Raw genomic sequence first — 24,724 nt, forward strand, 5'->3', positions numbered from 1 at the left:
CTCGAGCTTGGGTTACCGTCCGCCGGCACCTGCCGCCGTGCCGTGGCCGGCTGCGCCACCCCAACCCGCTTCGCCGGCCACCTCAAACGTCGCCAGCAAGCCCACCATGCATTAGATTTGAACCGGGCCACCTAATGGGGGCAGGCCAAGCCTCGGAATGTTGTCGCCGTTCATTCCAACTTCGACCACGTTGATGTGCTGAAGTGCTTCTGGGATCTCGACGCCGATTGACGTTTTTTCTGTCACAATAGGCGCGATAACGATGGAGTCCTCTTCCAATCGGTCGAGCGGTACTGGCACTGTTTTGTTTCGATTGCCAAAATAGATGCCGAACGTCGGCTTCTTCCGGTCATAGCCACCAGCAAAGGAACTCTCGTCCAGATAGACGATTTCGTTTGGATCAATGCCCAAGTCCGTTGCGCGCGCTTTAACTGCCGTCTTGAGTGCTACCAGCCTGGCGTCTTTGCCTCCCATGAGAATAATTTGGTACAAACTGGCCGGCATGTGAGGCTCCCCGCATCTGACTGGCGCGAGCCCATCCTTTCATAAACCATCACGCTATCAAGTGTTTCGGTCGTCGCAAGCCCAGACTCGCTTATCAGGTTCGCTGCTCGATTAATCGGTAGCTAGGTACATGGAAAGTAGAAGGTTCCAAGCTACGCACTAGGCGGTGTCTGCATTTATGGGATTCCGTATGCGGGTGAGTTCTGATTGAAGGCTGGTGAAGGAGCCAGTCGATGAGCAGACGCACGCTGACGGACGAGCAATGGGAGCGGATTGCGGGGTATCTTCCGGGTCGAGAGGGAACGCGCGGGCGTAGCGGCGTAGACAACCGGCTGTTCGTGGACGCGATCTTGTGGATGGCTGGCAATGCGGCGCGGTGGCGTGACCTGCCGGAGGTGTTCGGCAAGTGGACCGGTGTCCATGCGCGGTTTCGGCGCTGGTCGCATGCCGGTGTGTGGGAACAACTTTTCCAGAGCCTGGCCGACACGCCGGACTTCGAATACGTCCTGATCCATAGCACCATCTCGAAGGCGCACGCTGATGCAAGCGGCGCAAAAGGGGGGTTGAAGCTGCCGCGATCGGCCGGTCCCGAGGTGGCCTGACGACCAAACTGCACGCGGCGGTCGACGCCATCGGCATGCCGATCCGCATCCACCCGACGCCCGGGCAATGGGGTGATCGTCCTCAAGCCGAGGCGCTGCTGGCAGGATTGAAGGGCGTCGGCCATGTCATCGCCGATGCCGCCTATGACGCCGATCCACTACGCGCCTTCATTGCCGATGACCTCGGTGCGACCGCCCATATCAAGGCCAATCCCAGCCGAACGGCAAAGCCTGCCATCGACTGGCGGCTCTACAAGGAGCGCCATCAGGTCGAATGCTTCTTCAACAAACTCAAACGCTTCCGCCGCATCGCCCTGCGCTGCGAGAAGACAATCTCCGCCTTCATGGGCTTCGTCCATCTCGCATGCGCCATGATCTGGCTGCGTTAATGCAGACACCGCCTAACCACAAGAGGCAGTTTTGAAGATATTAGGTTAGGGGCACGAACGGCAGAAAATGGGGTCGAAAGCGGAATAGCAGCTATCTGCCAGATCGCTCCGAAGGCGGACAGACCACTTTCAGTCCGCTTGATCGGAAATCGTTTCCGAAACCGAGCTCCCGACTTCTTGCCCGCCCAGGGCGGCAGTTCCCTGTTCTCCACCCATGGCAGATAGCGTACCGGACGCGTCTCGAGGTGCCCGGTGATGATCGGGTACTTTTCGAGCTGCTTCGTGATCAATGGAAGTCCGGCGACGTTCGTGTAGCGCAGCGCTGTTTCAGACTCGCCGAGACGCCCAGCGATATCGCTGATGATGCTAGTGTCGACGCCCGCTTGCTTCATCGTATCCGAGAATCCGTGCCGAAGGGCATGGATCGAGCGTTTCCACAGCCCGGACGAGAAGTGAGGTGTGGCTTTCACGATCGGAATGAAGTCCTTGTAGAAGCGGTCGCCTGGATCGTTCGTCGTTAGCAGCGTCGAGAACAGCTCAGGGAAGAGCTGCCGATAGCCCATCTTCCGGATCGTCTCGACGTAATCGAGGAAGCCGAGGCGCAGCAGCTCTGGCGGCACTGGCAGGAGACGATCAGACTGAGCGTTCTTGATGCTGCGATGAACGTTGGCGCGGATGTGAATGGCGGGACCGTGCAGCGTATCGAGTACGTCGTTCGTTTCCAGACCGGCAAACTCATTCCGACGGGCGCCGAGATAGGCGAACAACATCGGTAGGTAGTAGACGCCGCCGTGGAATACCGCATCTCCCGGAACATGGCGGTTTGTAGCGTCTCGGCATCCCGTGAAGATAGGAAGGTCGAAGATCGGCCGCACTTGATCGGGCGAAGGCTTTTCCTGGGCCAGCCGGATCGCGCCCGCCTTCGGCTTGCGGAGCCGGAGGCTTTTCAGCGACCAATCTGCCACAACGTAGCCGCTTGCCCTGACATGGTTGAGGAACGTGTCGAGATTGCCCAGGTGCTTGCGGATGGTTGCCGCGGAAAGGCCGACCTTGGGTGGTGCCTCGCCGCGCCGTTCGGCACGCGCGATCTCATCGGCCGCAAAGGCGCGAAGCGCTGTGGGCTTCATGATGCGCAGCCGCGAGCTCTGTCCGTAGCGCGTCGGAATGAGGTTCAGATGCTGGCGGAGAGCCGCCACGTGTTGCTGGCCGATCTCACCGGAATGCGCGACGTCGTTCTCTTCCAAGATGTCACGGAACATCCGCACGAGCATGCGCACGTCACTGGCGGTGGCAGGGGTCCAGTTGTCACGATTGTTGCGGGCGAGCGCCTCATATGACGCTTCGAACGCATCAAGGTGCAGGACCCGGCCAGCAGGAGCAGCTTGTGGCTCCGGACTTCCAGCAGTACGCGTCTCGATCGGAGGCACTGTCGGTGGAACCGCCTCTGCCACTTCGTCGTCTGACGTCGGCTCAACGGGAAGGGCGCTTTTCTCCTCATCCTCCGCGACGCTGAGTTCCGGTTCAGGCTGATCCAGAACGACTGTCCCTGCCGACGTATCGTCAGATCCTGCTTCGTCCGGGCTGTCTGCTGGAAAGACGAGGCTGGCGCGCTCTTCCTCGGGCAGCGTCGTCGCGACGAGGGCATTCTGCTTGCGGTCGATCATCGGCCAGCGTTCGGCGACGTTGAGGAGCGCATCGGCTTTCGCGCGATACAGCTCCATCTTCGCTCGCGGTTGGCCAACGTGTCGACGAGGCCGATGTCAGCCATTTGCTCACGGACCGCACGGCCGAAAACGGGGCTGCGACCTTCCGCCTGTTCGGCGCGGAACGTCTCGGCGATCGTCGCGACATGCGGCTCGGGGATACCGTGGCGCAGAAGCATGGACCTGCCTGGACATTCCCCCTCGAAGCTGAGGGCGCGCGTCGTGCCGAACAGCTGAATCAGGCGGTACGCCCAGCCGACCTCGATATCGACTTCCATCTCGCGGACGTCGTCGGTCAGTCCCGCCCGGCGCGCGGCGAAGGCGACGTCTTCGAGATGCGCCGTCATGCGCTCGATCTCGGCCCGGAAGATCTGGTCGAGCTGGTCCTTCGTGGTCATTGCGGCGGTGGGTCTCACGGTCAGGTCGGCAAGCAGCGTGTTCAGCCGCCGCGCCATGTAGGCCGCCTTCCCATGATCGGACAACCGAAGGGAGAACGAGAGACGCGCTTGCCTGCGCACCTGCCGAAAGCGCACCGGCACCCGGGCCCGCCAGTAGAAGGTGTGCCCGCGCCGTTCCAAGTTCGCCACGTCATGCCGAGTCGCCACCGACCGGATCCCTTGCGCCGCGAGCCCGGCAGGACGGCGATGGCCATCACCTCCGGGCTACAGGTTTGGGCCCAAGGGGCGAGCGAAAGCCGAGATAGATTCTCAGCCACCAAAAACAACAGCGATTACAATGGAATGAGGGGTGCTGGCTGGGGAACCTGGATTCGAACCAAGACTAGCGGAGTCAGAGTCCGCTGTTCTACCCTTAAACTATTCCCCAGCAGAGGGTCGGTGCCGCTCTTGTCGGCCGACGGGCGTCATATAGCCGTATTGATCGCGGAAGGGAACCCCCGATCGGCATCCGAAATCATGCAATTCGCGTGGGCGGGATTGTCGACCGGGCCGCCATCGGCGACATGCTCTTGTGCTTGTTGGGCGTGCTGGTAAATTTCGGGCAAATCAGCACTCCCGAGCACGCTGTGGCGGTCCGGCCAGGACCCCGGCGGAAGAGGTCAATTGAGCATCGATGACGAAGATCCCAGACGTTCCTCCCAAGCGGAGATAGCGCGCCCCGGCCAGGGAAAAGACAGGAAGCAGCCTCGGCAGGGCGCGTTGCCGCGCCAGGACCATTCTGCCGGTGGGGATGAAGCCAGCGGGGCCGCTATGACGAAGCGTCAGCGGCGTCGGCGGCGTTCGGGCTCCGGTTCGGGCGCGGGTCCCGCTCCGGCGAAGGTCGCGGCCGTGCCGCCGTCCGCCTTGCCCAAGCCGGCGCGCAAGGGACACCGCAGGCGTCATGCGCCCAAATTCGCAGCGCCCGCAACCGAGGGCGGCCAGCGTGGCCAGAAGGGGCAGGCGCAGCGTTCGCCGGCTGAGGCCGCTGCCCGAGTTCGCGCGCCGGCCGATGGCGCGGGCGTCCGAAGCGGCGGGGCTCGCGAGAACGAAGAGCGCGCCCGCCCGCCCATCTATGCGGCGCTGGATCTCGGCACCAACAATTGCCGTTTGCTCGTCGCCACGCCGACGCGGCCCGGCCAGTTCCGGGTGGTGGACGCTTTCTCGCGCATCGTGCGGCTCGGGGAAGGGCTCGGCCGCACCGGGCGGCTGGCGACGGGGGCGATGGACCGCGCGGTCGCCGCCTTGTCGATCTGCGCCAACAAGCTCGCCGCCCGCGAGATCGCCGGCGCGCGCCTGATCGCCACGGAAGCCTGCCGCGCCGCCGCAAATGGTGAAGAGTTCATCGAGCGGGTGGAGCGCGAAACCGGGTTGCGGCTGGAGATCGTCAGTCGTGAAACGGAAGCGCGGCTTGCCGTGTCCGGGTGCGGTTCGCTGGTGGATCGCAGCGCCAAGGGGGCCGTTCTGTTCGATATCGGCGGCGGCTCCACCGAGATCGCGCTTCTGGACCTTCGCCACACCAATCCGCGCCGTTTGTCCAACGCCATCGTCGCCTGGACATCGCTGCCGGTCGGCGTCGTGACGCTGGCCGAGCGCCATGGCGGGCGCAACGTGCCGCCCGAACTTTTCGAAGCCATGGTCGAGGAGGTGCTGTACAAGATCCGCACCTTCGGCGGGCGCGACCGGCTCGACCGGCTGGTGGGGACTGAGGCTTTCCATCTTCTGGGAACATCGGGAACGGTGACGACGCTCGCCGGCATTCATCTCGAACTCGAACGCTACGATCGCCGGCAGGTCGACGGGCTCTGGCTGAAGGACGATGAAGTGCAGACCCTGATTTCGCGCATCGCAGGCTGGAGCTTCGAGGAGCGCGTCGCCAATCCCTGCATCGGCAGCGACCGCGCCGATCTGGTGATCGCGGGCTGCGCCATTCTGGAGGCGATCAAGCGCGTGTGGCCGGCCCCCGTCTTGCGCGTCGCCGACCGGGGCCTACGCGAGGGCTTGCTGACGGAAATGATGGCGGCTGACGGCGTTTGGCGGCGAAGCGGCCAGGGCCAGCCGCAGGCGGCCTTCGCATGAGCGGCGGGGGGCGCGGCGACGATCGCGGGCTCACCGTCCGCGTCAAGAAGAAGGGCAAGCTGAAGGCTTCGTCGCGGGCGTGGCTGGAGCGCCAGTTGAACGACCCTTACGTGCGCCGTGCGAGGGCCGACGGCTATCGCTCGCGCGCGGCCTACAAGCTTCTGGAGATGGACGAGCGCTACAAGCTCCTGAAGCAGGGAATGCGCGTGGTGGATCTCGGTGCCGCTCCGGGCGGCTGGACGCAGGTCGCGGTGGAGCGCTGCGGCGGCGCGCTGCCGGGGGGCGGCTTCCACGTGGTCGGCATCGACTATCTGGAAATGGACGCGGTGCCGGGGGCCGAAATCCTCCAGATGGATTTTCTCGACGACGCGGCGCCGGAGCGCCTGATCGCGACGCTCGGCGCGGACCCCGATCTGGTGATGTCCGACATGGCCGCGCCGACCACCGGGCATCGCCGGACGGATCACCTGCGCACCATGCATCTTTGCGAGGTCGCGGCGGATTTCGCAGTGACCGTTCTGAAGCCCGGCGGCCACTTCCTCGCCAAGACCTTCCAGGGTGGCACCGAGAACGAACTCCTCGGAATGCTGAAGCGGCATTTCGCCACGGTCCACCACGTGAAGCCACCGGCGAGCCGCGAGGACTCGGTGGAGCTTTATCTTCTCGCCAAAGGCTTCAAGGGCCGCAAGCGGAGCGACGAGGAAGAGCCCGCCGAGGAATAAGCGGGCAGCCTTATTCCGCCGGCACGCGGCGGCCGGCGACTTCCGCGCCCGCTTCCTTCGGCAGGGACAGGAAGGGCAGGGAGGCGAGGGTCGCGACACCACCCACCACGAAGAACGCCACCGAGAAGATGCCGATCGTCGGCAGTTCCGTGCCGTGCAGCTTGATGCCCGCTTCCAGAATGCCGCCGGCCGCCGCGACGCCGGTGGCGATGGCGATCTGCTGAAAGGCGGCGAGCATCGAGGTGGCGTCGCCGGCATTCGAGCGCGGCACGTCGGCGAAGGCCAGGGTGTTGATCGAGGTGAAGAACAAGGAGCGGAAGAAGCCGCCGAGAAGCAGAAGCGCGATCAGCACCGGCAGCGCGATATCGGTGCGGTAGAAGCCGATCAGCATCACGAACAGGCCGCCGATGACGCCGGTGGCGAGCAGCGTGGTGCGAAAGCCGAAAGCCTTCAGGATGGGGCGCGCCAGGAACTTCATCGTCATCGCCCCGCCGATGGAAGCCGCGCTGATGAGGCCGGATTGGAGCGGCGTGAAGTTGAAGCCGAGCTGCAGCATCAGCGGAAACAGGAAGGGCACCGCACCCGTGCCGATTCGGAACAGGGCGCCACCGACGAGCGCGGCCCGGAGGGTGGGGATCTGGAGAAGGTCGAGGTTCAGCACCGGATTTTCGACCCGCCGCGCATAGCGCACGTAAAGCACCGCGAAAACGAGGCCGAGCGCCGCCATCGCCATGCCGAAAGGCGGCGGCAGGGCGGGCAGCGACACCACCGACAGGCCGAAGACGATGCCGGCGCAGGCCAGACCCGACAGGACGAAGCCCGGCCAATCAAAGGTGATGCCCGGCACCCGCTCCACTTCCGGCAGGTAACGGGCGGCCAGGAAGATACCGGCGACACCGATCGGCATGTTGATGAGGAAGATCCAGCGCCAGTCGGCATAGGTCGCGATCGCGCCGCCGATGGGCGGGCCGACAAGGGGGCCGACCATGGCGGGAATGGTAAACCAAGCCATGGCGGCGACGAGATCACCTTTCGGCACGGCCCGGACGAGGAGAAGGCGGCCGACCGGCGTCATCATCGCCCCGCCCATGCCTTGGATGAAGCGCGCGACGACGAATCCTTCGAGCGAGTTGGCGAAGGCGCAGGCGAGCGAGCCTGCCATGAAGATGCCGATGGCGGCGCGGAAGATTTCCTTGGCGCCGAAGCGGTCTGCCATGCGGCCCGAGATCGGGATGAAGATCGCCAGCGCCACATAGTAGCTCGTCAACGCGAGCTTCAAGGCGATGGGGCTGGTGCCGATATCGCGCGCGATGGTGGCGAGCGACGTGGCGATCACCGTGGAATCCATGTTCTCCATGAACAAGGCGACGGCAAGCACGATCGGAACGATGCGTTTCACGGGCGTTCTTGAATCCTCACGAGGAGCGACGTCGTGAGCCGTTCCACGGAGGAACGGGACATGGCGCTGGCGGGATGGCCTTTACCTAGACCCTTCCCGCGACGGCGCAACGGGCGGAGCGATGAAACTCTGTATCCAGACTCAACTCGGCGTGTTCCATTCTTGCCGGAAGGGCGGCGGCTGCCAGATCATGGCGAAGGGTGGATCACGAATCGATGGGAGCGCGGCCGTGAGGGGATCGCAAGAAGGCAAGTCGTCACTCGATCGGCGCGGAGCAATGAAGCTCGCGGCGGGTCTGGGAGCGGCGGTGGCGGGAATGTCGGCCACCTCTTCCGCAATCGCGCAGGAAAAGGCGAAGGAAGCCATGGAAAGAGAACCGGAGCCGAAATGGCGCCGCTACAGGATCGGCGACGCCGTCGTGACGGTGGTGCTGGACGGTCTGCGCCCCGGCGACGGTCCTTATCCGACCTTCGGCGCCGATCAGGACGAGGCGAGCGTTGCCGCGTTGATGCGCGAGAACTTCCTGCCCGAAAAACGTTTCGTGAACGGCTTTCTTCCCGTGATCGTGGAAACCGGCGGTCAGATCGTTCTCTTCGATACGGGCATGGGCGCCATGGGCCGGCAGAACGGCATGGGCCAACTGCGGGAGCGGATGAGCCAAGCGGGATACGAGACCGACGACGTCGATCTCGTGGTCCTAACGCATTTTCACGGCGACCATATCGGCGGCCTGATGGAGGACGGAAAGCCGGCCTTCGGCAAGGCCCGCTATGCCGCCGGACAGGTGGAATACGACTGGTGGACCTCCGACGAAGCGAAGAACGGCGAGCGCAAGGACGGCGCGGCGCTGGTGGGCAAGAACGTGGTGCCGTTGAAGGACCGGATGACGTTCCTGAAAGAGGGCGACGAGGTCGCGCCCGGCATCACGGCGCAGGAGGCCTTCGGGCACTCGCCGGGGCACATGGTCTTCGAGGTGAAGTCCGGGGACAAGGTGCTGTGGCTGACGGCGGACTCGGCGAATCACTACGTCGCCTCGCTACAGAAGCCCGGTTGGAAGGTGCGGTTCGATCAGGATTCCGCAAAGGCCGAAGCCAGCCGGCGGCGTGTCTTCGACCGCGTGGCGCAAGCGCGCGCGCCGTTCATCGGCTACCATATGCCCTTTCCCGGCATAGGCTTCGTCGAGAAGACAGGGGACGGTTATCGTTTCGTGCCCTTGACCTACCAGCTCGACATCGAAACCTGAGGCGGCTTTCCAACAACGCCATGGCGTGCTAGCAGCCGGTGCCAATCCTTCGCCGCCGATCGCTCCTCAAGGCTTTCCGGCGGCTTTTCTTCAAGGAACGGCCATGGCACGCATCATCGAGACCGCCACCGGCGCAACTGCGCTGACCTTCGACGATGTTCTTCTCCAGCCGGGCCATTCCGACGTGATGCCGGGGCAGGTGGATGTCCGCACCCGCATCACGCGCACCCTGAAGCTAAACATCCCGATCATCTCCGCCGCCATGGACACGGTGACGGAATCACGGCTCGCCATCGCTATGGCGCAGGCCGGCGGCATCGGCGTGATCCACCGCAACCTTTCCCCCGAGGGGCAGGCCGAGGAAGTGCGGCAGGTGAAGAAGTTCGAATCCGGCATGGTGGTGAACCCCGTTACCATCGGCCCGGAAGCGACGCTCGGCGATGCCCGCGCCCTGATGAGCCAGCATCGGATCTCCGGCATTCCGGTGGTCGAGAATGCCGGTCGCGGCGGGCAGACCCGCGGGCGGCTCGTCGGCATCCTCACCAACCGCGACGTGCGCTTCGCCTCCGACGACAGCCAGCGCATTTCCGAGCTGATGACGCACGAGAACCTCGTCACCGTGCGCGACACGGTGGACCAGGGCGAAGCCAAGCGCCTTCTCCATACGAACCGTATCGAGAAACTCCTCGTGGTGGATGCCGCCGGCCATTGCGTCGGTCTCATCACGGTGAAGGACATCGAGAAGTCGCAGCTCAACCCGAACGCCGCCAAGGACGCGCAGGGGCGGCTTCTGGCAGCGGCCGCGACCAGCGTCGGCGAGGACGGCTTCGAGCGCGCCGAGCGGCTGATCGATGCCGGGGTCGACCTCATCGTCGTGGACACCGCGCACGGCCATTCGCAGCGCGTGCTCGATGCCGTGACGCGGGTGAAGCACCTGTCGAACCACGTGCAGGTAATCGCCGGCAACGTCGCGACGCCGGACGGCACGCGCGCGCTTATCGACGCGGGAGCGGACGGCGTGAAGGTCGGCATCGGGCCGGGCTCCATCTGCACGACGCGCATCGTGGCGGGTGTCGGCGTTCCGCAGCTTTCGGCCATTCTCGGCGCGGTCGAAGCGGCGTCGGCCGCCGACGTTCCGGTGATCGCCGATGGCGGCATCAAATATTCGGGCGATCTCGCCAAGGCTCTCGCGGCCGGCGCATCCGCCGCGATGGTCGGCTCGCTTCTGGCGGGCACGGAGGAAAGCCCCGGCGAGGTCTATCTCCACCAGGGCCGCTCCTTCAAATCCTATCGCGGCATGGGTTCGGTCGGCGCCATGGCGCGAGGGTCCGCCGACCGCTACTTCCAGGCCGAGGTGCGCGACACGCTGAAGCTCGTGCCGGAAGGCATCGAGGGGCAGGTGGCCTATAAGGGGCAGGTCTCGGCGGTGCTCCATCAGCTCGCCGGCGGTCTTCGCGCCGCGATGGGCTATGTCGGCGCGGCCGATCTTCAGGCCTTCCGCGAAAAGGCGACCTTCGTGCGGATTTCCAATGCCGGTCTTCGCGAAAGCCATGCCCATGACGTGACGATCACGCGCGAAAGCCCGAACTATCCGGGCGTCGGCATCTGAAGAGGGCTCGGCTGCCGCGAGCCGCCGAGGTTCGCGGCGGCGTCTCCTCAGCGCTTGAAGCGCTGGCGTCCGACGCGGGCGAGGAAGGTCGCGTTGCCGATGACGTAGCGCTTCATGAGGCGCTTGGGCTCGATCGCGAGGCGATACATCCATTCCGCGCGCAGGTTCCGCACCCATTCGGGCGCGCGCGGCACCGTGCCGGAGGCGAAGTCGAACAATGCCCCGACGCCGATCAGAAGCGCGGGCGCCAACCGATCGAGGTTCCTGGCGATCCAGAGTTCCTGAAGCGGATTGCCGAGGGCGACGAGAACGACGTCCGGCCGCGCTTCCTGGATCTGCGCAAGCAGCGCTTCCTCCCCGCCGCTCGCCACATAGCCGTGGTGGAAGCCGCAGATGGTGTTTTTCGGCGACATCGCGCCGAAGGCTCCAGCCGCCTTTTCGATGATTTCCGGGCGACCGCCGAACAGGAAGATGCGCAAGGGGTGGCGCGAATTGGCGACGAAGAAGGGCACGAAATCCGTGCCGTTCATGTTCGTCTTGAACCGGGAGCGGTAAAGCAGGCGCGACGCGATATCGACGCCGATGCCGTCGTTGAAGATTACGAGGCGCTTCAAGCTCTGGCGCAGCGAGTCCGACCGATAGGCGAGATTCAGAAGGTTGGCGTTGGCGAAGGCGATGCCGGCCGCTTGGCGCTTCTCGATGAACCCGTCGAGGAGATGTAGAGCCTCCTCCTGCGTCTTGTCGGTGATCGCGATGCCGAGGATGTCTTTCTCGCCGGAGTTCATCTGCCGCTCGTCCCGAACCTGCCGAAAATGCTCGTCCGCCACCGTTTCGGTCCTATCGTTTGCTCGGAACAACAACCGCCTGCAGGCGGCCGGCGATGTTGGCCGCGTGGCGACGCCAACGGGCAAGCCGCGTGTTCCGGCGACGGGCTTCGGAGAAGTCGATCAGCTCGTCCACCATGTTGTAATGGCCTTTCTGCGCTTCCGGCAGGTCGCCGCGCTCCACGCGGTCCACGAGTTCCGGCAGGCGTTTGAAGAATTCCGGCGAGCGCAGCGGCGGATGGAGGCTCCAGCGGCCCGTGCCCGACCCCAGGAAGTCGACGCGCTTCAACCCGCGCTCGGCCATGCTCTCGCTGAGGATTCGCTCCAACTCGATCATCTTCGGAGAGTTGCCGAGAAGAAGGGCATGCGCGCGCTCCTTCAGGCTCGGCCGGCGTGCCTGCAACGGTCCGCCGAGACGCTGGCGCAGGAGCTTCACGTTCACCACGAAGATGCGCGTGCTGACGGTGTCGAAGTCGTGTGTCGGCGTTTCGCCCTCGACGCGCCGGGCCGTGCCGCCCTTCCAATGGTCGCCATGGCCGTGGATCGTGCCGTCCGGTCGGGGCGGACCGGGCAGGGGACCGGCGAAGGCGTAGGTCTCGTTCCCTTCCAGAAGCGCGACCGCCTCGTCCAGCCACGTCGCGCTGTCGCCGCCGAAGAACATGTCGCCGTCGAAATGGACGACGTAATCGGCTTGCGTTTTCCAGATGCCGTAGAGGTAGGAATAAAGCGGGCTGCCGTTCCAGGCCTTCATCGGAACGTCGTCGAGATCGAAGAAGAACCGCGCGACGGCAGCGCGTGCGGCGGGTGAGGCGTCGACCTCGTCGACGACCACTTTGGGATGGTGGAGCGCGATCTCTCTCAAGAGAGTCCGGGTCTTGGTCAACTTACGGTCGAAATCCGACGAAGCATAATGCCCGCCTTTGCTTTGATGCAGATCGACGGTGACATGAATTCGTTCGACCTGGGGACCCCAGACCTTGATCTGATGAGGCAACAGAACGGGAAGATGGCCGATATCATTGGGATGAATATTGACCTGCATGGCGCGCAGCACGATGGGAATCCTTCTGAGCTTGGCCTCAACTCCCTTTGCTACAGGCGCCGCCAGGGCTTGTCCATCATCGCACTCGCCCCCGTTCGGTCCATGCCACGGAAAAGACAAGACCAATTGCGTCCTTGCATGAGGTGGCCGACCGTGCAAAAGCCCGAGCACGCCGTTCTGTGAGCGAGCGGGCGCCTTTCGCGGTGAGAGAAGTCACGGAATGAATCCATGCTGAACCGCGCCGCCCTCGCTCGGCTCAAGCGGTCCAATCTGGGCGGCAATTTCTTCGTTTACGCCACGGATTACGGTCTGCGGATCGTCGTTCAGCTCGGTTACTTCCTGATCATCTCCCGGTCGCTCGGGCCGGCGGGTTACGGAACCTTCGCGGGCTTCACCGCCATCACCGCCTTCGTGTCGACCTTTGTCGGCATCGGCTGCGATCAGGTGCTGATCCGTCACGTGGCGCGCGACGGTATTCCTTTCGGCCAAGCCTTCGGCAACGCGCTGACATCGGTGCTGATCTCCCTGCCGGTGCTTCTGCCGCTCGTCGTGGTCGCCACCTTGATGCTGCATTTCGAGGGCCTGCCGCTCGATGCGATCCTGATGGTGGCCGTCGCCGAACTCGTGCTCTACCGCCTCGTGTCGCTCTGCAACGCCTGTTTCCAGGCGCATGAGAAGGCGCGGCAGCAATTCGTCATCAACGTGTCGGTGCTGATCATCCGGCTGATCGCGGCCTTCATGGCCTGGCAGTTCTTCGATCCGCTGACCCTCCAGATCTGGTCGGCCTGGTATCTGGCGGGCGCCGTTGTGGCGGTGTGCCTCGCGCTCGGCATGGTGCTCACCCAGCTTGGGCGGCCCGTTCTCGTGCTGAAGCCCTGCGATCTCGGCGACGGCTTCATCTACGCCCTGGAATTCGCTTCCATCGCGGGCTTGAGGGATCTCGACAAGCCGCTCGTGGTGCAGACGCTGGATGCGACGGCGGGCGGCCATTACACCGCCGCGTTCCGCATCGTGGATACGGCCTGCGTGCCGATCCGCGCCCTTCTGTCGGCCACCTATACCCGCTACTTCCACCACAGCCGGAAGGGCACGTCGGAAGCCTTCGCCTTCGCCCGGAAGGTCTTGCCGGTGATGGGCGGCGTGTCGCTGGCGGTCGGGCTCGGGCTTCTCGTCGGCGCGCCTTTCGTGCCGCTTCTGATCGGCGAGCAATATCGCGAGGCGGTGCCGATCATCCAGATCCTTTGCCTTTATCCCTTCACGCTCGGCGTGTCGGCGATGGGTGGCGACGTATTGCGTGCGCTCGGTATGCAGAAGGCGCGCATGATCGTCATGATCTTCTCCACCGTCACCTATCTGCCGATGGTCTGGGTGGGAGCCACCTATCTCGGCATCGCGGGAGCCGCCGTCGCCCGGCTCGTCAGCCAGATCCTCCTTCTCGCCGCGACGAGCTTCATTGTGGTGCGCGCCGGAAAGGCGGAAAGCTAGAAGCACGACGGTCCGGGGGAAAAATCTACCCCCGCTTTTCCGGGCGCCTTCATCATGCGCCTCCGATCACGGAGGTTCCCCATGAGCAGAACGCTGTCCTACCGCTCCACGTCGCCGAGCCACCCCGCCCGCGCCGCCGTTCTCGTCAAGCCGGAAGACAACAACGACCTCGCCGAGGAGGCCAAGGCGCTGCGCATCTGGAATCCGGGTAGCGGGGCGGCCGTGATCCGCGTCCTGCCGCTCGACGCCGATATGGGCGTGCTGGCGCTGACGGTGCCGCCCGGCCTGACCGTCGAGCCCTTGATGGTGCGCCGAGTGCTGCAAACCGGCACCGAGCCCGCCCTCGTCATCCATGCCCTGCAGCGCTGACCCATGCTCGGCATCGGCTTTTCCCCCGCACTCCGACGCCAGCGCCCGACGCTGGTCTCGGTGCCGCCGCTTTATCTCGCCGCCAACCTGACGCGCGCCGCCTATGCGGTGGATGCGATTTCGGCGGAAGGCAATTCCCGGCGCGAGTCGAGGGCGCCGTTCTTTCTCGGCGGCGAACTGACGGAGATCTGGCTCGTTTATGCCAACTGGCATCTGCCGCTCGGCAACTGCGCCGAGGTTCCGACCGGCAATCCGGTGATGCTCGCGGCGGCGCTGGAACTGGAAGGCGTCACCGTGGAAGCGCCGAATGCCAGCCGCGCCGCACCACGCCGGATGGAGGACGGCGAGACCTTTCTAGCCGGGCCGTTTCGCGCCAGCGATTTCGGGCTCGACAGGTTCCGGCCGGTCGCCGATCCGCTCGGCCCGGCGGCGCATTTCGCGCGCACCTCCATGTGGGCGGATGTCGGGCAGAAACTGCCGCGCTCCGGCCAGTATCTGTCGGAAGCGCCGGCCTCTCGCGGGCATTACTCGCTCGCAGCGACGCATGTGCATCTGACCGGTCCGCTTGCCGGCGCCAATAACGGCGTCGCGCCGAGCCATATCGCCGTGATCGGCCGCCCGACGCCCGCCGCCGCGGCGAACTGGCGGGCGACGCTGGTGATCGGCGACTCGGTCTGCGAGGGCCAGGCCGACGCCTCGCCCTATCCGGCCGTTGCGCGCGGCGGGGGCTATGTGGCGCGGGCGCATTGGAACAACGGCGGTCGCCATCTGCCGCTCGCGCAGCTCGGCCGTCACGGTGGCAAGCTCGCCCATTATCGCGCCGGGGGCGCCGCGCGCCGCAGCATGGCGGCTTTCGCCACCCATGCGCTGCTGGCCTTCGGGGCGAACGATCTCTTCGTGCTCGCCGATGCCAATCTGGCAAGCCGGCAAGCGGCATTGAAGGCTGCGTGGCTCGCCGATCTCGATGCGGAGATCGCAGCTTTACGGGGAGCGGGCATCCGCCATATCCGCGTCGCGCATGTGGGGCCGCGCACCACGTCGAGCGACCAATGGGCGACGTCGGTCAACCAGTCGCCGCAGGCCAACTGGCAGGCCGACTTCGTGGCCTCGGTCAACGCCGAGATCGTTTCGCGCGTCCTCAACGGAAAAGCCAACGCGATCGACGCGGCTTTCGATGTCAACGCGCATTGGGGCGAAGGGGGAGGAAACGCCAAGTGGCTGGTCAACGGCGCCGCCAATCACCCGACAGGCGACGGCACCCACCCCAACTCGGCACTGATGGCGTCGGCCGGCGCGGGGCTGGCGGCGGCGGTTGCCGGCTGATGGCCTCGCGGCCTTCAGGCCAGACGGCGGTCGAGATGCCGGCGAAGAGCCGGCATCTGCCGTTCGGTGACAAGCGAGAATGCAAAACTCAACACCACCGTCGCCACGATGCAGGCGACTACGGAGATCCAGACGGACGGCGTCAATGCCGGGTTCTCCTGCCAGCCGATGCCAAACCACTTTTCGGACAAGGTCGCGAAAAGGTTGATGAAAGGAACGTTCAGGCAGTAGAGCGAGAAGGAGAAGGCCGCGAGTTCCTGATGCGTCTTCGGGCGGCCGGGCGGGAAGAAGCGCCCGGACCGGCCATCGCGCAACGAGATCAGGAAGACGCAGAGCGTCAGCGCGATCACGTAGTCCGCCGTTATCCGCAGATAGGGATGATCGGCGTTGAAGGCTTCGCGGAACAGAACGCGGTCGCTGAGAAACGCGCCGGCATAAACGACGAAGGCAAGGCGCTTCGGCACATGGCGCTTGAAGTCCGGCCAGGCGGCCGCGCCCGCGCCCATCGCCCACAGAACAAAGAAGATGATGAGATTGTGCTCGATCTGGATCGCGGTGAGCCCGACCAGAAGACCGACCCCGAGGATCGCGAGCCGGTAGTCGGAGAATTTCACCGCGCAAGCCAGGAGCCCCGCCACGGCATAATACCAGAACTCGTTGAAAAGCGACCACAGCGAGCCGTTGCCGCCATAGGTCGGGCAAAGCGCCGTCTGCATGTAGACGAGGTTGCAGACGAAGTTCGCCGCGCCCGACCCTTCCAGCATGTTCTGGCGGAAGTCGGGGTCCATGAGGCCGTCGCCATGCCGGATCAGGAAGGAATTGATCAGAAAGGTGACGACAAGTGCCGGCACGAAGACCACCGTCAATCGTGTCAGCCGCTTGAAGGCGTAGTCCTCCGGATCGAAGCTCTGGCGACGCAGCGACCGGATGCATCCGCCGCCGACGAGATAGCCGCTGAGAACGAAGAAGGTGAGAACCGCCTGCCGGCCGAAGCCGGACAGAAAGGCGAAGGCGATATGTAGGGTGCTGGCGTCGGGGACTTCCGACACGCGCAGGAGCAATCGGTTCTGAACATGGGTCAGAAGCACGCCGAGCGCGGCCAGCCAGCGAATCGCATCCAGCCATGCGCTGACGGCTTCGGAATGCGCGAGCGCCAGACGGTGGGCCGAAACCTCCGCACCCTCGTTCGATACGATCACAAAGCCTCCGCCCAGGAAACGTCGCCGATCCCTTCCGGCATCGCACGATGCCGGTAATACATGCGCTTTCCAATCGCGAGCGGATTTAGCCGGGAAGTGATGCCTGAGCTATTCGACCTCTCGGAATCGGTCTTCGGTGCCACGACATTTTATTTTGCCGTCAAAGCTTCCGCGACATCGGCACGGTAGTTCGCGACCATGCGCTCCTTGTCGAACCGGGTGAACAGTTCCGAAGCCGAGGCGGTGAGGCGGGCCCTGTAGGCTTCGGTTTCGCGGTCCATGCGAAGGATCGCCGCCGCGACCGCGGCCGCATCGCCTTCGGGCACGCCGATGCTGACATCGAGATTGTCGAGATAGCCGTCGATACCGGTGCCTTTCGTATGCATCACCGGAATACCGGCGAAGAGGGCCTCGACATAGACCATGCCGAAGGTCTCGTTGCTGCTGGGAAGAAGAAGGCCGCGATAGGTGGGAAGCCGCTCGATCAGCGCGGCGTTGTCCAGCCGTCCGAGGAAGCGGACGTTCTCCTCGACACCGGCCTTCTTCACGAGGGCGCTTGCTGCGGCCTTCGATTCCTCCTTGCCGCTTCCCACGATGTCGAGCGCGATGCCGGGCCGCTCGCGCAGCGCCAGCGCCAAGCCGTCGAGCAACGTGTGGAGGCCCTTCTTGCGCCAGATGTCGAGATTCATGATCGTGACGAAACGGTTCCCGGCCGGAACGGTCGCGATCTCCGGCTTGATGTTGCGCACGATGTTGGGAAGGAGCCGCTCGTGCGGCATCGGGGGCACGTGGCGGTGGAACTCGTCACGGAACCACGCCGAAACGTGGTAGACGCGCTTGGCGTCGCGAACGATCCGGCGCAGCAAGGGGCGATAGTCGGGCTTGCGGCGGAAGATCTTGGTTTCCACCTCGCCGCGCAGCGACACGAAGAACGGGATCTTGTACCAGCGCGACAGCACCCAGGCCGAGATGCCCTCGAAGCCGAGCTTGTGGGCGTGGATCAGATCCGGCCGAATGCCCTCCTGATCCAGAAGCTTGCGGATGCGGCGCGCGGCCAGCCACATGGAGGGGAACAGCGCGATGCCGAAGGGCAGGCCGTGATAGCCGAAGGCGAAGACGCGCGAACCGTTCATCACCCCGCAATCGTGCAGATAGGTTTGGCGCGGATCGCTTTGGCGCGTCATGGACACGACGACCGTGTCGAAATCCTTCACGTGTTCCGCCACGAACCATTCGATCGCCGTGGTCGTGGACGCGCGATGCGGGTCGTTGAAGTCGATCGAAAGGTGAAGGATGGTCGGTCGGCCATCGTGCAAAACGGGTGTCTCCGGCGTCAGTAGAGTTGCGGGGGCGAGCGTCCTGCGGCGTGAAGCAGCTTGCCGAGGTTCAGCCATGCCTTCAACGCGGAGGACAGGGCGAGGTCCCGCCGGAACGGGGCAAGGGCGAGGGCGGCGGTGCCGCTGACCGCGAGTTTGGCGGCCGAGGAGGCGTAGAAGGCCGCGCGCCCCCCGGCCGGGCGGCCTTCCAGCATGATGGCCGCGAAGGTGTGGCCGCCGCGGGTATAGCGCCGGCGCAGATGGCCGACGCGAAGACGTTCCGGCGGCACGTTCTCGCTGACCGCGCCTTTCTCGGACGCCACCAGAACCTTGCCGCGCCGGTGCAGACGGCGGAAGAAATCGGTGTCCTCGCCGCCGGTGCGGCCGAACTCCTCGCGAAACAGGAGATCGGGAGCCGCTCCCCTGCGAAACAGGGCGTTCGAGGTCGCGCCCGTTTCGACGCGCTGTCCGTCGGTGCCGGGGGTCTTGCGGAAAACGCCGACCTTGGCGATCCAGGACGGCGCATCGACCGGGTAGATCGCCCGCACGGGACCGAAAACGGCGTCGGCCTCGTGCCGCATGGCCGCATCTAGAAGCCCCGCGATCCAGTCGGGATCGGCGATCTCGTCGTCGTCGATGAAGGCCACGAACTCGCCGCTTGCTTGGGTCAGGGCGGCATTGCGGGCGATGGCGATGTTGCGCGCTCCGACGGGCACCACGGCAACGCGGAGCGCGGCGTCGGCCCGAGCCTCAACGATCGGCGCGACGGCCTTGTCCAGGCTGTCGTCGGCGATCACGACATCGAGTTTCACGCCGTCCGGCAGGTGCTGGGCGGCGATGGACTGAAGCGTCGCGGCCAGCGATGGGCGGCCCGCCGAGGCGATCGCGACGGTGACGGTGGCTTCCCGCATCACCAGTCCTCGAAGGAGAAGCGATAGCGCCCGGCCGCCAGATCCTCCGAGATCGAGCGGATGGGCTTGGCCGGGAAGCCGGAAATCAGGCTTTCGTTCGCGTCGATCTTGGAAAACACGACGGAGCCGAGCGCGACGATATTGCGGTCGCCGATGCGGGCGCCCGGCGAAAAGCGCACGGCCGAGCCGATATAGTTGTTGCGGCCGATGACGATGTCGCGGTCGGTGACGCTCAGACCATGGGTCCAGAACTGGCTGCCATAGCCGGCGATCCACGAGCCGTCGCCGATTTCCACGAGGCCGAAGACATCGAAGAAGTGGTCGTTGAGGACGAGCGCCTTCTCGCCGATCACGAGGCGCGGCGTGTAGTTGCGATCGGCGAAGCGCGCCTGCGTGATATGCCAGGAAGACGAGAACCGGTTGTTGCGCCCGATGCGGGTATCGGCCCCGATCGTGACCGCGATCGGGCCCTTGAAGATGTTCAGCATTCCGATCCGGACATTGCGTCCGATCTTCATGCTGTCCACCGCCAAAAGGGTGAGGGGGCCGATCCGGGCGGAAGGATCGATCTCATGGCCGAGCAACCGGCACGCGGCCCAGCGGCGCAACCCGCTCGTCGGCATGATGGAAGCGAGAGCGGCCTTGATGAGAACCGACTTCATTCGGTACCTTTCGTCGGGTGAACCCGTTGGAGGGGCTTGAGGCCGGGACCCGCGGGCGCAGGCCCCCGGTTGTCCTCAAGACGCCGCATCGATGCCCGTTTCCGTCACGGTGACGGGGGTCTCGAAAACCGCGGCCGGGATGGGCGTGCGCTGGCGGATCACCGCCGGCACGCCGATGGCCACGCAGCCGCTCGGCACGTCCTTCAGAACCACCGCATTAGCCCCGATCGACACGTCGTCGCCGATCACGATGCCGCCCAGGACCTTCGCGCCGGCCCCGACATTCACGCGGTTGCCGATCACCGGCACGTCGTTGGGGCGGTCCAGATGCCGGTTGCCGATCGTCACGCCCTGCCGGACGGTCACGTCGTCGCCGATCGTGACCTTGGAATGGATGATGATGCCGCCGAAATGCTCGATGGTGAAGCGCCGTCCGACTACCGCGTTCGGGCCAATATAGATACCGAACAGGATCTGCGAGACCTTCGACAGAACGACGTGCAGCGCCGCCCAGGGGTAGCGCACGATCCGCCAAGGCACGCGCTTGCGCGCCATGCCGAAGCGATGGATCTGCAACGCCCAGAAACCCTGCGCCAGGAGGCCTTCGCGATAGGTGCGGTAATCCTCGCCGAGATGACTGAACAAAAGCTGCGCGTTCCTTCTGGAATGGACCTCAAGCGAAGAGGAAGTCGCTCGAAGACAGGTCGGCCAGCTTGGTCGACATGATGGAAACCGATCCGTCCTCGCCGAGGTCGATCAGAACGCTCGTTCCGACTTGGCGCATATGGGAGGAGAGTTCGGTGAAGTTGGCGTAGATCCCGCGCAGTTGGATCAGGTCGCCGCCGGCCGCGACGAAGCCCGATACCGTATCGAAGCCGTTGTTGGCCCCGAACACGAAGATGTCGTCGCCGGCATCGCCCTGCAGGACGTCGTTGCCTTCGCCGCCGGCCAGAGTGTCGTTGCCTTCCCCGCCCACGAGCTTGTCCTGGCCCGCGCCGCCGATGAGGATGTCGTTGCCGTCCTGGCCTGACAGGAGATCGTCGCCGCCGGCCCCTTCCATGCGATCGTTGCCGCGCCCGCCGAAAAGTTCGTCCGTCAGCCGGCCGCCGATCGCGACATCGTCGCCCGATCCGCCGACGAAGCGCAACTGCTCGATCGAGGCGATCTGCGTGCCGTCGGCGAGCTTCTGAAGGCGCGTGGCGTCGGTGAGGTCGATGCGCAGGGCCGTAGAGGTCGCCGAACGGTGAAGGAGAAGGAAGTCGTCGCCCGCGCCGCCGTGGATGAAATCCTTGCCGTTGTTGCTCCAGGAGGTGAAGCGGTCGTTGCCATCGCCACCCGAAAGATAATCGTCGCCCGCCCCGCCTTCGAGCGTGTCGTCGCCCGCTTCGCCGAACAGGGTGTCGTTGCCGTCGCCGCCGGACAGGTCGTCGTTGTCGGCGCCCCCGTAAAGGCCGTCATTGCCGCGTCCGCCGATCAGGACGTCGGTGCCGAACTCGCCGTGGAGCTGGTCGTCGCCTTCGCCGCCGTCCAAGTGGTCGTTGTCGTAGTAGCCGTAGAGCGTGTCGTTGCCGCGTCCGCCGAAGATGTGGTCGTCTCCGATATTGCCCTTCAGGAGATCGTTGCCGTCGCCGCCGTCGAGCTTGTCGTCGCCGCCATAGCCGTAAAGCGTGTCGTCGCCGGTGCCGCCGAGAATGACGTCGTTCCCCTGGCTGCCGCGCAGGAAGTCGTTGCCGCCATTGCCTTCGAGATGGTTCGTCGTGCCGATCCGCTTGGCCGCGACGATGTCGTCGCCGCTGCCGCCATAGAACTCGACGCGCTCGAAATTGACGACCGAGGAACCTCCGCCGAGATCCTGGGGCCCGAGAGCCGTCAGATCGAGGAAAAAGGGTGTCTTCGACGTCGTGCGGTGGATCACCAGGAGGTCGATGCCGTCGCCGCCGTCCAGCACGCCGGGAACGGCGTTCTCGTCGATGACGTAGATATCGTCCTGCGGTGTTCCCTGGAACGGCATCTTCGGACCCCTTCAAAAGAAACCGCTCGCTGCGCGCAAGTCATGTGGCGCAGATCGAGCGGTGTGTCGATGTCCCCCCAGACATCGACCGGTAAAGTTTGTTTAAACGAGTCGGTCGTGTTTCCGCAAGCTCGTGCAATGCGCGAGGCTGGATTTGGTCTTCACCCGAACAATGCCAAAGCCTGACCACGAATAAGGGCCGCGTTTGGTGCCCGGCCACCGACGCCTATCGGTTAACGAGGGCTTTTCGGCGGGTGCGAGAGTCGATTCAAACGAACGCGGTTGCTTTATCCTCATTAAAACAAGCGCTTGGTATGTTGGTGTCAGATCAAATCTGGCGGGTGAAGTCGCAATGTCCGGCGCATTCCAGTTCAACGGTTTCAACGAGGCATCTTATTGGAATGGCCAGTATGGTGCCGTTCCGTGGTTGAAGTCGCTGCAGGCCGCCAAGGCCGATGGCGCCAACACGATCGCCATCACCTCCACATCTTTCCTTTCCAACAAGTATTCGTCCTCGATCTACTCGACGCAGCAGACGGAATCCTTGGCCAATGTTGCCAAGGCGGTGGCCGATGCCAAGGCGAACGGTCTGACGGCCATCCTGAAGCCGCATATCGACTTGATCGACGGCAACTGGCGCGGTCGTCTGGACCCGGCCAACGAAGCCGACTTCTTCAAGAACTACAAGGCCTGGATCCTGGATTACGCCAAGGTCGCCCAGGCGCAGGGTGCCGACATGCTGGTGATCGGCACCGAACTCGACCAGTTGGCCGGCTCCGAATATCATGCCCAGTGGGCCGACATCGTTTCCTCGATCCGCTCGGTTTATTCCGGCAAGCTGACCTATGCGGCCAATGCCGACGCCAATACGGGCATCTGGGATCTCGTCGACTATATCGGCGTCAATCCCTACTTGCCTTTGTCCACGGACAAGAACGCCACCAAGGCGGACTTCGTGAAGGCTTGGAATTCGGTTCCCTCGGACCCCTTCTACGCCAAGCTCTTCAACAACATGACGCCGGTCGAGTACTACAAGAAGCTGTCCGAGACCTACAAGAAGCCGATGATCATGACCGAGCTCGGCTACCGGAGCCTCGACGGCACCGCGGGCAAGCCGATGGACTTCTCCTCCGGCGGCACGGTCGACCAGAAGGAGCAGGCCGCTCTTTTCGATGCGCTCTTCGAGGTCTTCTCCGCCCAGTCGTCCTGGATGAAGGGAACCCTGATCTGGGGCTGGTCCACCGACCGCGCCGCGCTGGAAACCAAATCCAACTGGGCGTCGGGCTATTCCATCGAAGGCAAGCTGGCCGAAGACATCGTCAAGAAGTGGTACGGCAGCGGCACGGTCATCCAGAAGGCCGGCACGCAGACGGTCGAACTGACCTTGAAGCTTGCCGCCGACGTCGCGGGCGGTCCGGCCATCGCGGCCGTGATCGTCGACCGCCAGCTCGTAGGCACGATCGAGGTGGGCAACGCCACATCCTACAAGGGCGACAACTTCAAGGACTATAAGCTGTCGGTCCCGATGGTGAAGAACGCCGACGGAACCGCGCATACGGTGGAGGTCTACTTCCTCAACCCGTCGGGCGGCCGAGCGCTGCATGTGGATGCGATCACGCTCGGCGGCGTGCGCTACGAAGCGGAGGCGGCGGGCTCCACCAAGGCCTTCACCACCGCCTATAGCAGCACCACGATCACCAAGTTCTCGGTGTCGGACAGCTTCATGCCGACGATCAAGCCGCCGGTCCTGTCGGTTCCCGAAGTGTCGACCCCGACAGTGCCGGCGCCCGTTCCGGTCGAACCGGTGAAGATCACCGGCACGGACGGACGCGACAACCTGACTGCGACCGAGGCGGGCGCGACGATCCTGGCCCGTGGCGGCGACGACACGATCAGCGTGTCCAAGGCACCGACGCTGATCGACGGCGGGGCGGGCAACGACAGGCTCGTGGTGAACGGCAGCGTGACCTTCGCGGCCGACTCGGTGGTGAATGTCGAACGGGCGTCGATCACCGGCAGCCACGCGGTCGATTTTTCGGCGCTGAAGACCGGCCTCGACATCATTCTCGACAAGAGCGGCGCGACGGTAACGGGAACGCAAGGCTCGGACAGCATCACCACCACCGGGGGCAGCATCGTCAAGGCGGGAGGCGGCGACGACAAGATCATGGTGCGCGGCACGGGCGACACCATATTCGCGGGAGACGGCAACGATCACATCATGCTTTATTCTCCAGCCGCCAAGGTGGATGGCGGCGCGGGCAACGATCTTGTGACCCTTTGGGGACAGCACACGATCACGGAGGCCAACTTCACCAATATCGAGCGGTTCGCCGTGGCCGACGAGGCGCGCGTCGACTTCTCCGGCATGACCAGCGATCTGTCGATCATCGGCTCGGGCATTGCGACGAAGGGCAAGATCATCATCGGCGGCTCGGGCAACGATACGATCCGGCTGATGGGCGGCGACGACAAGCTCTATGGCGGCGCCGGCAACGACACGATCTACGGCGACAGCGGCAACGACTATATCGCCGGCGGCAAGGGGGCCGACCAGATCTGGGGCGGCACCGGGCGCGATACCTTCGTGTTCGGCGTCCATGACGCGGACGGCGCCCGCGACACCGTGAACGATTTCGTGCGGGGCGAGGATAACTTGCGCTTCGAAGGCTTCACGGCGAACCAGCTCCATCACACCAGCACGGCGCAGGGCGTTCTGATCACCGCCGATGCGGGAGCCGCCGGTCATCTGGAAGTGCTCGTGAAGGGCGCGACCTGGGCGCAGGTCGAGGGATCGATCCTCTTCGCCTGATCCCACTCGTCCCAACCACTCGGCCGCGTCGTTCCTTTCCGGGACGGCGCGGCTTCCTTATTTTGAACGCAACGGCGCAGGAGCCC

General features: G+C 64.7%; 21 protein-coding genes and 1 tRNA gene. 9 read left to right on the forward strand and 13 right to left on the reverse strand.

Annotated features, from left to right (window positions below; all coding sequences use genetic code 11):
* Positions 1-111: 111 nt before the first annotated feature.
* Positions 112-504, reverse strand: a complete 393-nt coding sequence (locus F9929_RS03785) for a hypothetical protein (RefSeq protein ID WP_152045227.1) — start codon at positions 502-504, stop codon at positions 112-114.
* A 233-nt stretch (positions 505-737) separates the two neighbouring features.
* On the opposite strand from F9929_RS03785, the gene F9929_RS03790 reads away from it, so the two are divergent.
* A protein-coding gene (locus F9929_RS03790; RefSeq protein WP_193227603.1) for an IS5 family transposase occupies positions 738-1,495 on the forward strand; the annotation gives its coding sequence in 2 pieces (ribosomal slippage) (positions 738-1,068 and positions 1,068-1,495; 759 coding nt in all).
* Here the strand turns inward: F9929_RS03790 and F9929_RS03795 are convergent.
* The 3 genes from F9929_RS03795 to F9929_RS03805 all read right to left on the reverse strand — a co-directional run bounded on the left by F9929_RS03795 (position 1,492) and on the right by F9929_RS03805 (position 4,023).
* Complete coding sequence (locus F9929_RS03795) at positions 1,492-3,216, reverse strand: site-specific integrase (RefSeq protein WP_152045229.1); 1,725 nt, start codon at positions 3,214-3,216, stop codon at positions 1,492-1,494. The genes F9929_RS03790 and F9929_RS03795 overlap by 4 nt on opposite strands.
* Entirely contained in the window at positions 3,156-3,803 is a 648-nt protein-coding gene (locus F9929_RS23895) for a DUF6538 domain-containing protein (protein ID WP_328595979.1), read from the reverse strand. The genes F9929_RS03795 and F9929_RS23895 overlap by 61 nt, the downstream gene beginning before the upstream one ends.
* Before the next feature lie 146 nt (positions 3,804-3,949).
* Positions 3,950-4,023, reverse strand: a tRNA-Gln gene (locus tag F9929_RS03805).
* Between the two features lie 383 nt (positions 4,024-4,406).
* Here F9929_RS03805 and F9929_RS03810 point away from each other — a divergent pair.
* Both F9929_RS03810 and F9929_RS03815 read left to right on the forward strand, forming a co-directional pair.
* Positions 4,407-5,711, forward strand: coding sequence for a Ppx/GppA phosphatase family protein (locus tag F9929_RS03810; RefSeq protein WP_235919010.1), 1,305 nt, complete (start codon positions 4,407-4,409; stop codon positions 5,709-5,711).
* Positions 5,708-6,433, forward strand: coding sequence for an RlmE family RNA methyltransferase (locus tag F9929_RS03815; RefSeq protein WP_152045231.1), 726 nt, complete (start codon positions 5,708-5,710; stop codon positions 6,431-6,433). Before F9929_RS03810 ends, F9929_RS03815 begins: the two co-directional genes overlap by 4 nt.
* A gap of 10 nt (positions 6,434-6,443) precedes the next feature.
* Here the strand turns inward: F9929_RS03815 and F9929_RS03820 are convergent, their stop codons facing one another.
* Positions 6,444-7,832 (reverse strand): MFS transporter, encoded by a 1,389-nt coding sequence (locus F9929_RS03820; RefSeq protein WP_152045232.1) that lies wholly within the window; start codon positions 7,830-7,832, stop codon positions 6,444-6,446.
* A gap of 277 nt (positions 7,833-8,109) precedes the next feature.
* On the opposite strand from F9929_RS03820, the gene F9929_RS03825 reads away from it, so the two are divergent.
* Together F9929_RS03825 and guaB are read left to right on the forward strand one after the other, a co-directional pair.
* Complete coding sequence (locus tag F9929_RS03825) at positions 8,110-9,075, forward strand: MBL fold metallo-hydrolase (RefSeq protein WP_407922207.1); 966 nt, start codon at positions 8,110-8,112, stop codon at positions 9,073-9,075.
* A gap of 103 nt (positions 9,076-9,178) precedes the next feature.
* Positions 9,179-10,684: an IMP dehydrogenase gene (guaB, locus tag F9929_RS03830; protein WP_152045233.1), complete on the forward strand. Its 1,506-nt coding sequence runs from the start codon at positions 9,179-9,181 to the stop codon at positions 10,682-10,684.
* Between the two features lie 47 nt (positions 10,685-10,731).
* Here guaB and F9929_RS03835 read toward each other — a convergent pair whose 3' ends face one another.
* Positions 10,732-11,511 carry a WecB/TagA/CpsF family glycosyltransferase gene (locus tag F9929_RS03835; RefSeq protein WP_152045234.1) on the reverse strand — a complete coding sequence of 260 codons (780 nt, stop codon included), beginning with the start codon at positions 11,509-11,511 and terminating at the stop codon, positions 10,732-10,734.
* A 10-nt stretch (positions 11,512-11,521) separates the two neighbouring features.
* Positions 11,522-12,391 (reverse strand): capsular biosynthesis protein, encoded by an 870-nt coding sequence (locus tag F9929_RS03840; RefSeq protein ID WP_152045235.1) that lies wholly within the window; start codon positions 12,389-12,391, stop codon positions 11,522-11,524.
* A gap of 387 nt (positions 12,392-12,778) precedes the next feature.
* Between F9929_RS03840 and F9929_RS03845 the strand changes: the two genes are divergently transcribed.
* From F9929_RS03845 to F9929_RS03855, 3 genes are all read left to right on the forward strand, one after another.
* On the forward strand, positions 12,779-14,035 hold the full coding sequence (locus tag F9929_RS03845; RefSeq protein ID WP_152045236.1) for a lipopolysaccharide biosynthesis protein: 1,257 nt from the start codon (positions 12,779-12,781) through the stop codon (positions 14,033-14,035).
* An 81-nt stretch (positions 14,036-14,116) separates the two neighbouring features.
* Entirely contained in the window at positions 14,117-14,404 is a 288-nt protein-coding gene (locus tag F9929_RS03850) for a spike base protein, RCAP_Rcc01079 family (protein ID WP_152045237.1), read from the forward strand.
* Between the two features lie 3 nt (positions 14,405-14,407).
* Positions 14,408-15,727: a hypothetical protein gene (locus tag F9929_RS03855; protein WP_152045238.1), complete on the forward strand. Its 1,320-nt coding sequence runs from the start codon at positions 14,408-14,410 to the stop codon at positions 15,725-15,727.
* Positions 15,728-15,741: 14 nt separating this feature from the next.
* Here F9929_RS03855 and F9929_RS03860 read toward each other — a convergent pair whose 3' ends face one another.
* The 6 genes from F9929_RS03860 to F9929_RS03885 form a co-directional block, all read right to left on the reverse strand.
* Positions 15,742-16,926, reverse strand: a complete 1,185-nt coding sequence (locus F9929_RS03860) for an acyltransferase family protein (RefSeq protein ID WP_193227605.1) — start codon at positions 16,924-16,926, stop codon at positions 15,742-15,744.
* A 149-nt stretch (positions 16,927-17,075) separates the two neighbouring features.
* Complete coding sequence (locus F9929_RS03865) at positions 17,076-18,242, reverse strand: glycosyltransferase (protein ID WP_193227606.1); 1,167 nt, start codon at positions 18,240-18,242, stop codon at positions 17,076-17,078.
* Between the two features lie 17 nt (positions 18,243-18,259).
* Positions 18,260-19,153 carry a glycosyltransferase family 2 protein gene (locus F9929_RS03870; RefSeq protein ID WP_152045241.1) on the reverse strand — a complete coding sequence of 298 codons (894 nt, stop codon included), beginning with the start codon at positions 19,151-19,153 and terminating at the stop codon, positions 18,260-18,262.
* Positions 19,153-19,815 (reverse strand): acyltransferase, encoded by a 663-nt coding sequence (locus F9929_RS03875; protein WP_152045242.1) that lies wholly within the window; start codon positions 19,813-19,815, stop codon positions 19,153-19,155. The genes F9929_RS03870 and F9929_RS03875 overlap by 1 nt, the downstream gene beginning before the upstream one ends.
* A 75-nt stretch (positions 19,816-19,890) precedes the next feature.
* Positions 19,891-20,460 (reverse strand): serine O-acetyltransferase, encoded by a 570-nt coding sequence (locus F9929_RS03880; protein WP_235919012.1) that lies wholly within the window; start codon positions 20,458-20,460, stop codon positions 19,891-19,893.
* Between the two features lie 28 nt (positions 20,461-20,488).
* Entirely contained in the window at positions 20,489-21,826 is a 1,338-nt protein-coding gene (locus F9929_RS03885) for a calcium-binding protein (protein WP_152045243.1), read from the reverse strand.
* A gap of 352 nt (positions 21,827-22,178) precedes the next feature.
* Here F9929_RS03885 and F9929_RS03890 point away from each other — a divergent pair, with 352 nt between their 5' ends.
* A complete protein-coding gene (locus F9929_RS03890; protein WP_152045244.1) occupies positions 22,179-24,638 on the forward strand; it encodes a glycoside hydrolase family 113 in 2,460 nt (819 codons plus the stop codon).
* The last annotated feature ends 86 nt before the right edge of the window (positions 24,639-24,724 follow it).

The organism is Aureimonas psammosilenae (assembly GCF_009176975.1).
In the GTDB taxonomy this organism is placed as follows: domain Bacteria; phylum Pseudomonadota; class Alphaproteobacteria; order Rhizobiales; family Rhizobiaceae; genus Plantimonas; species Plantimonas psammosilenae.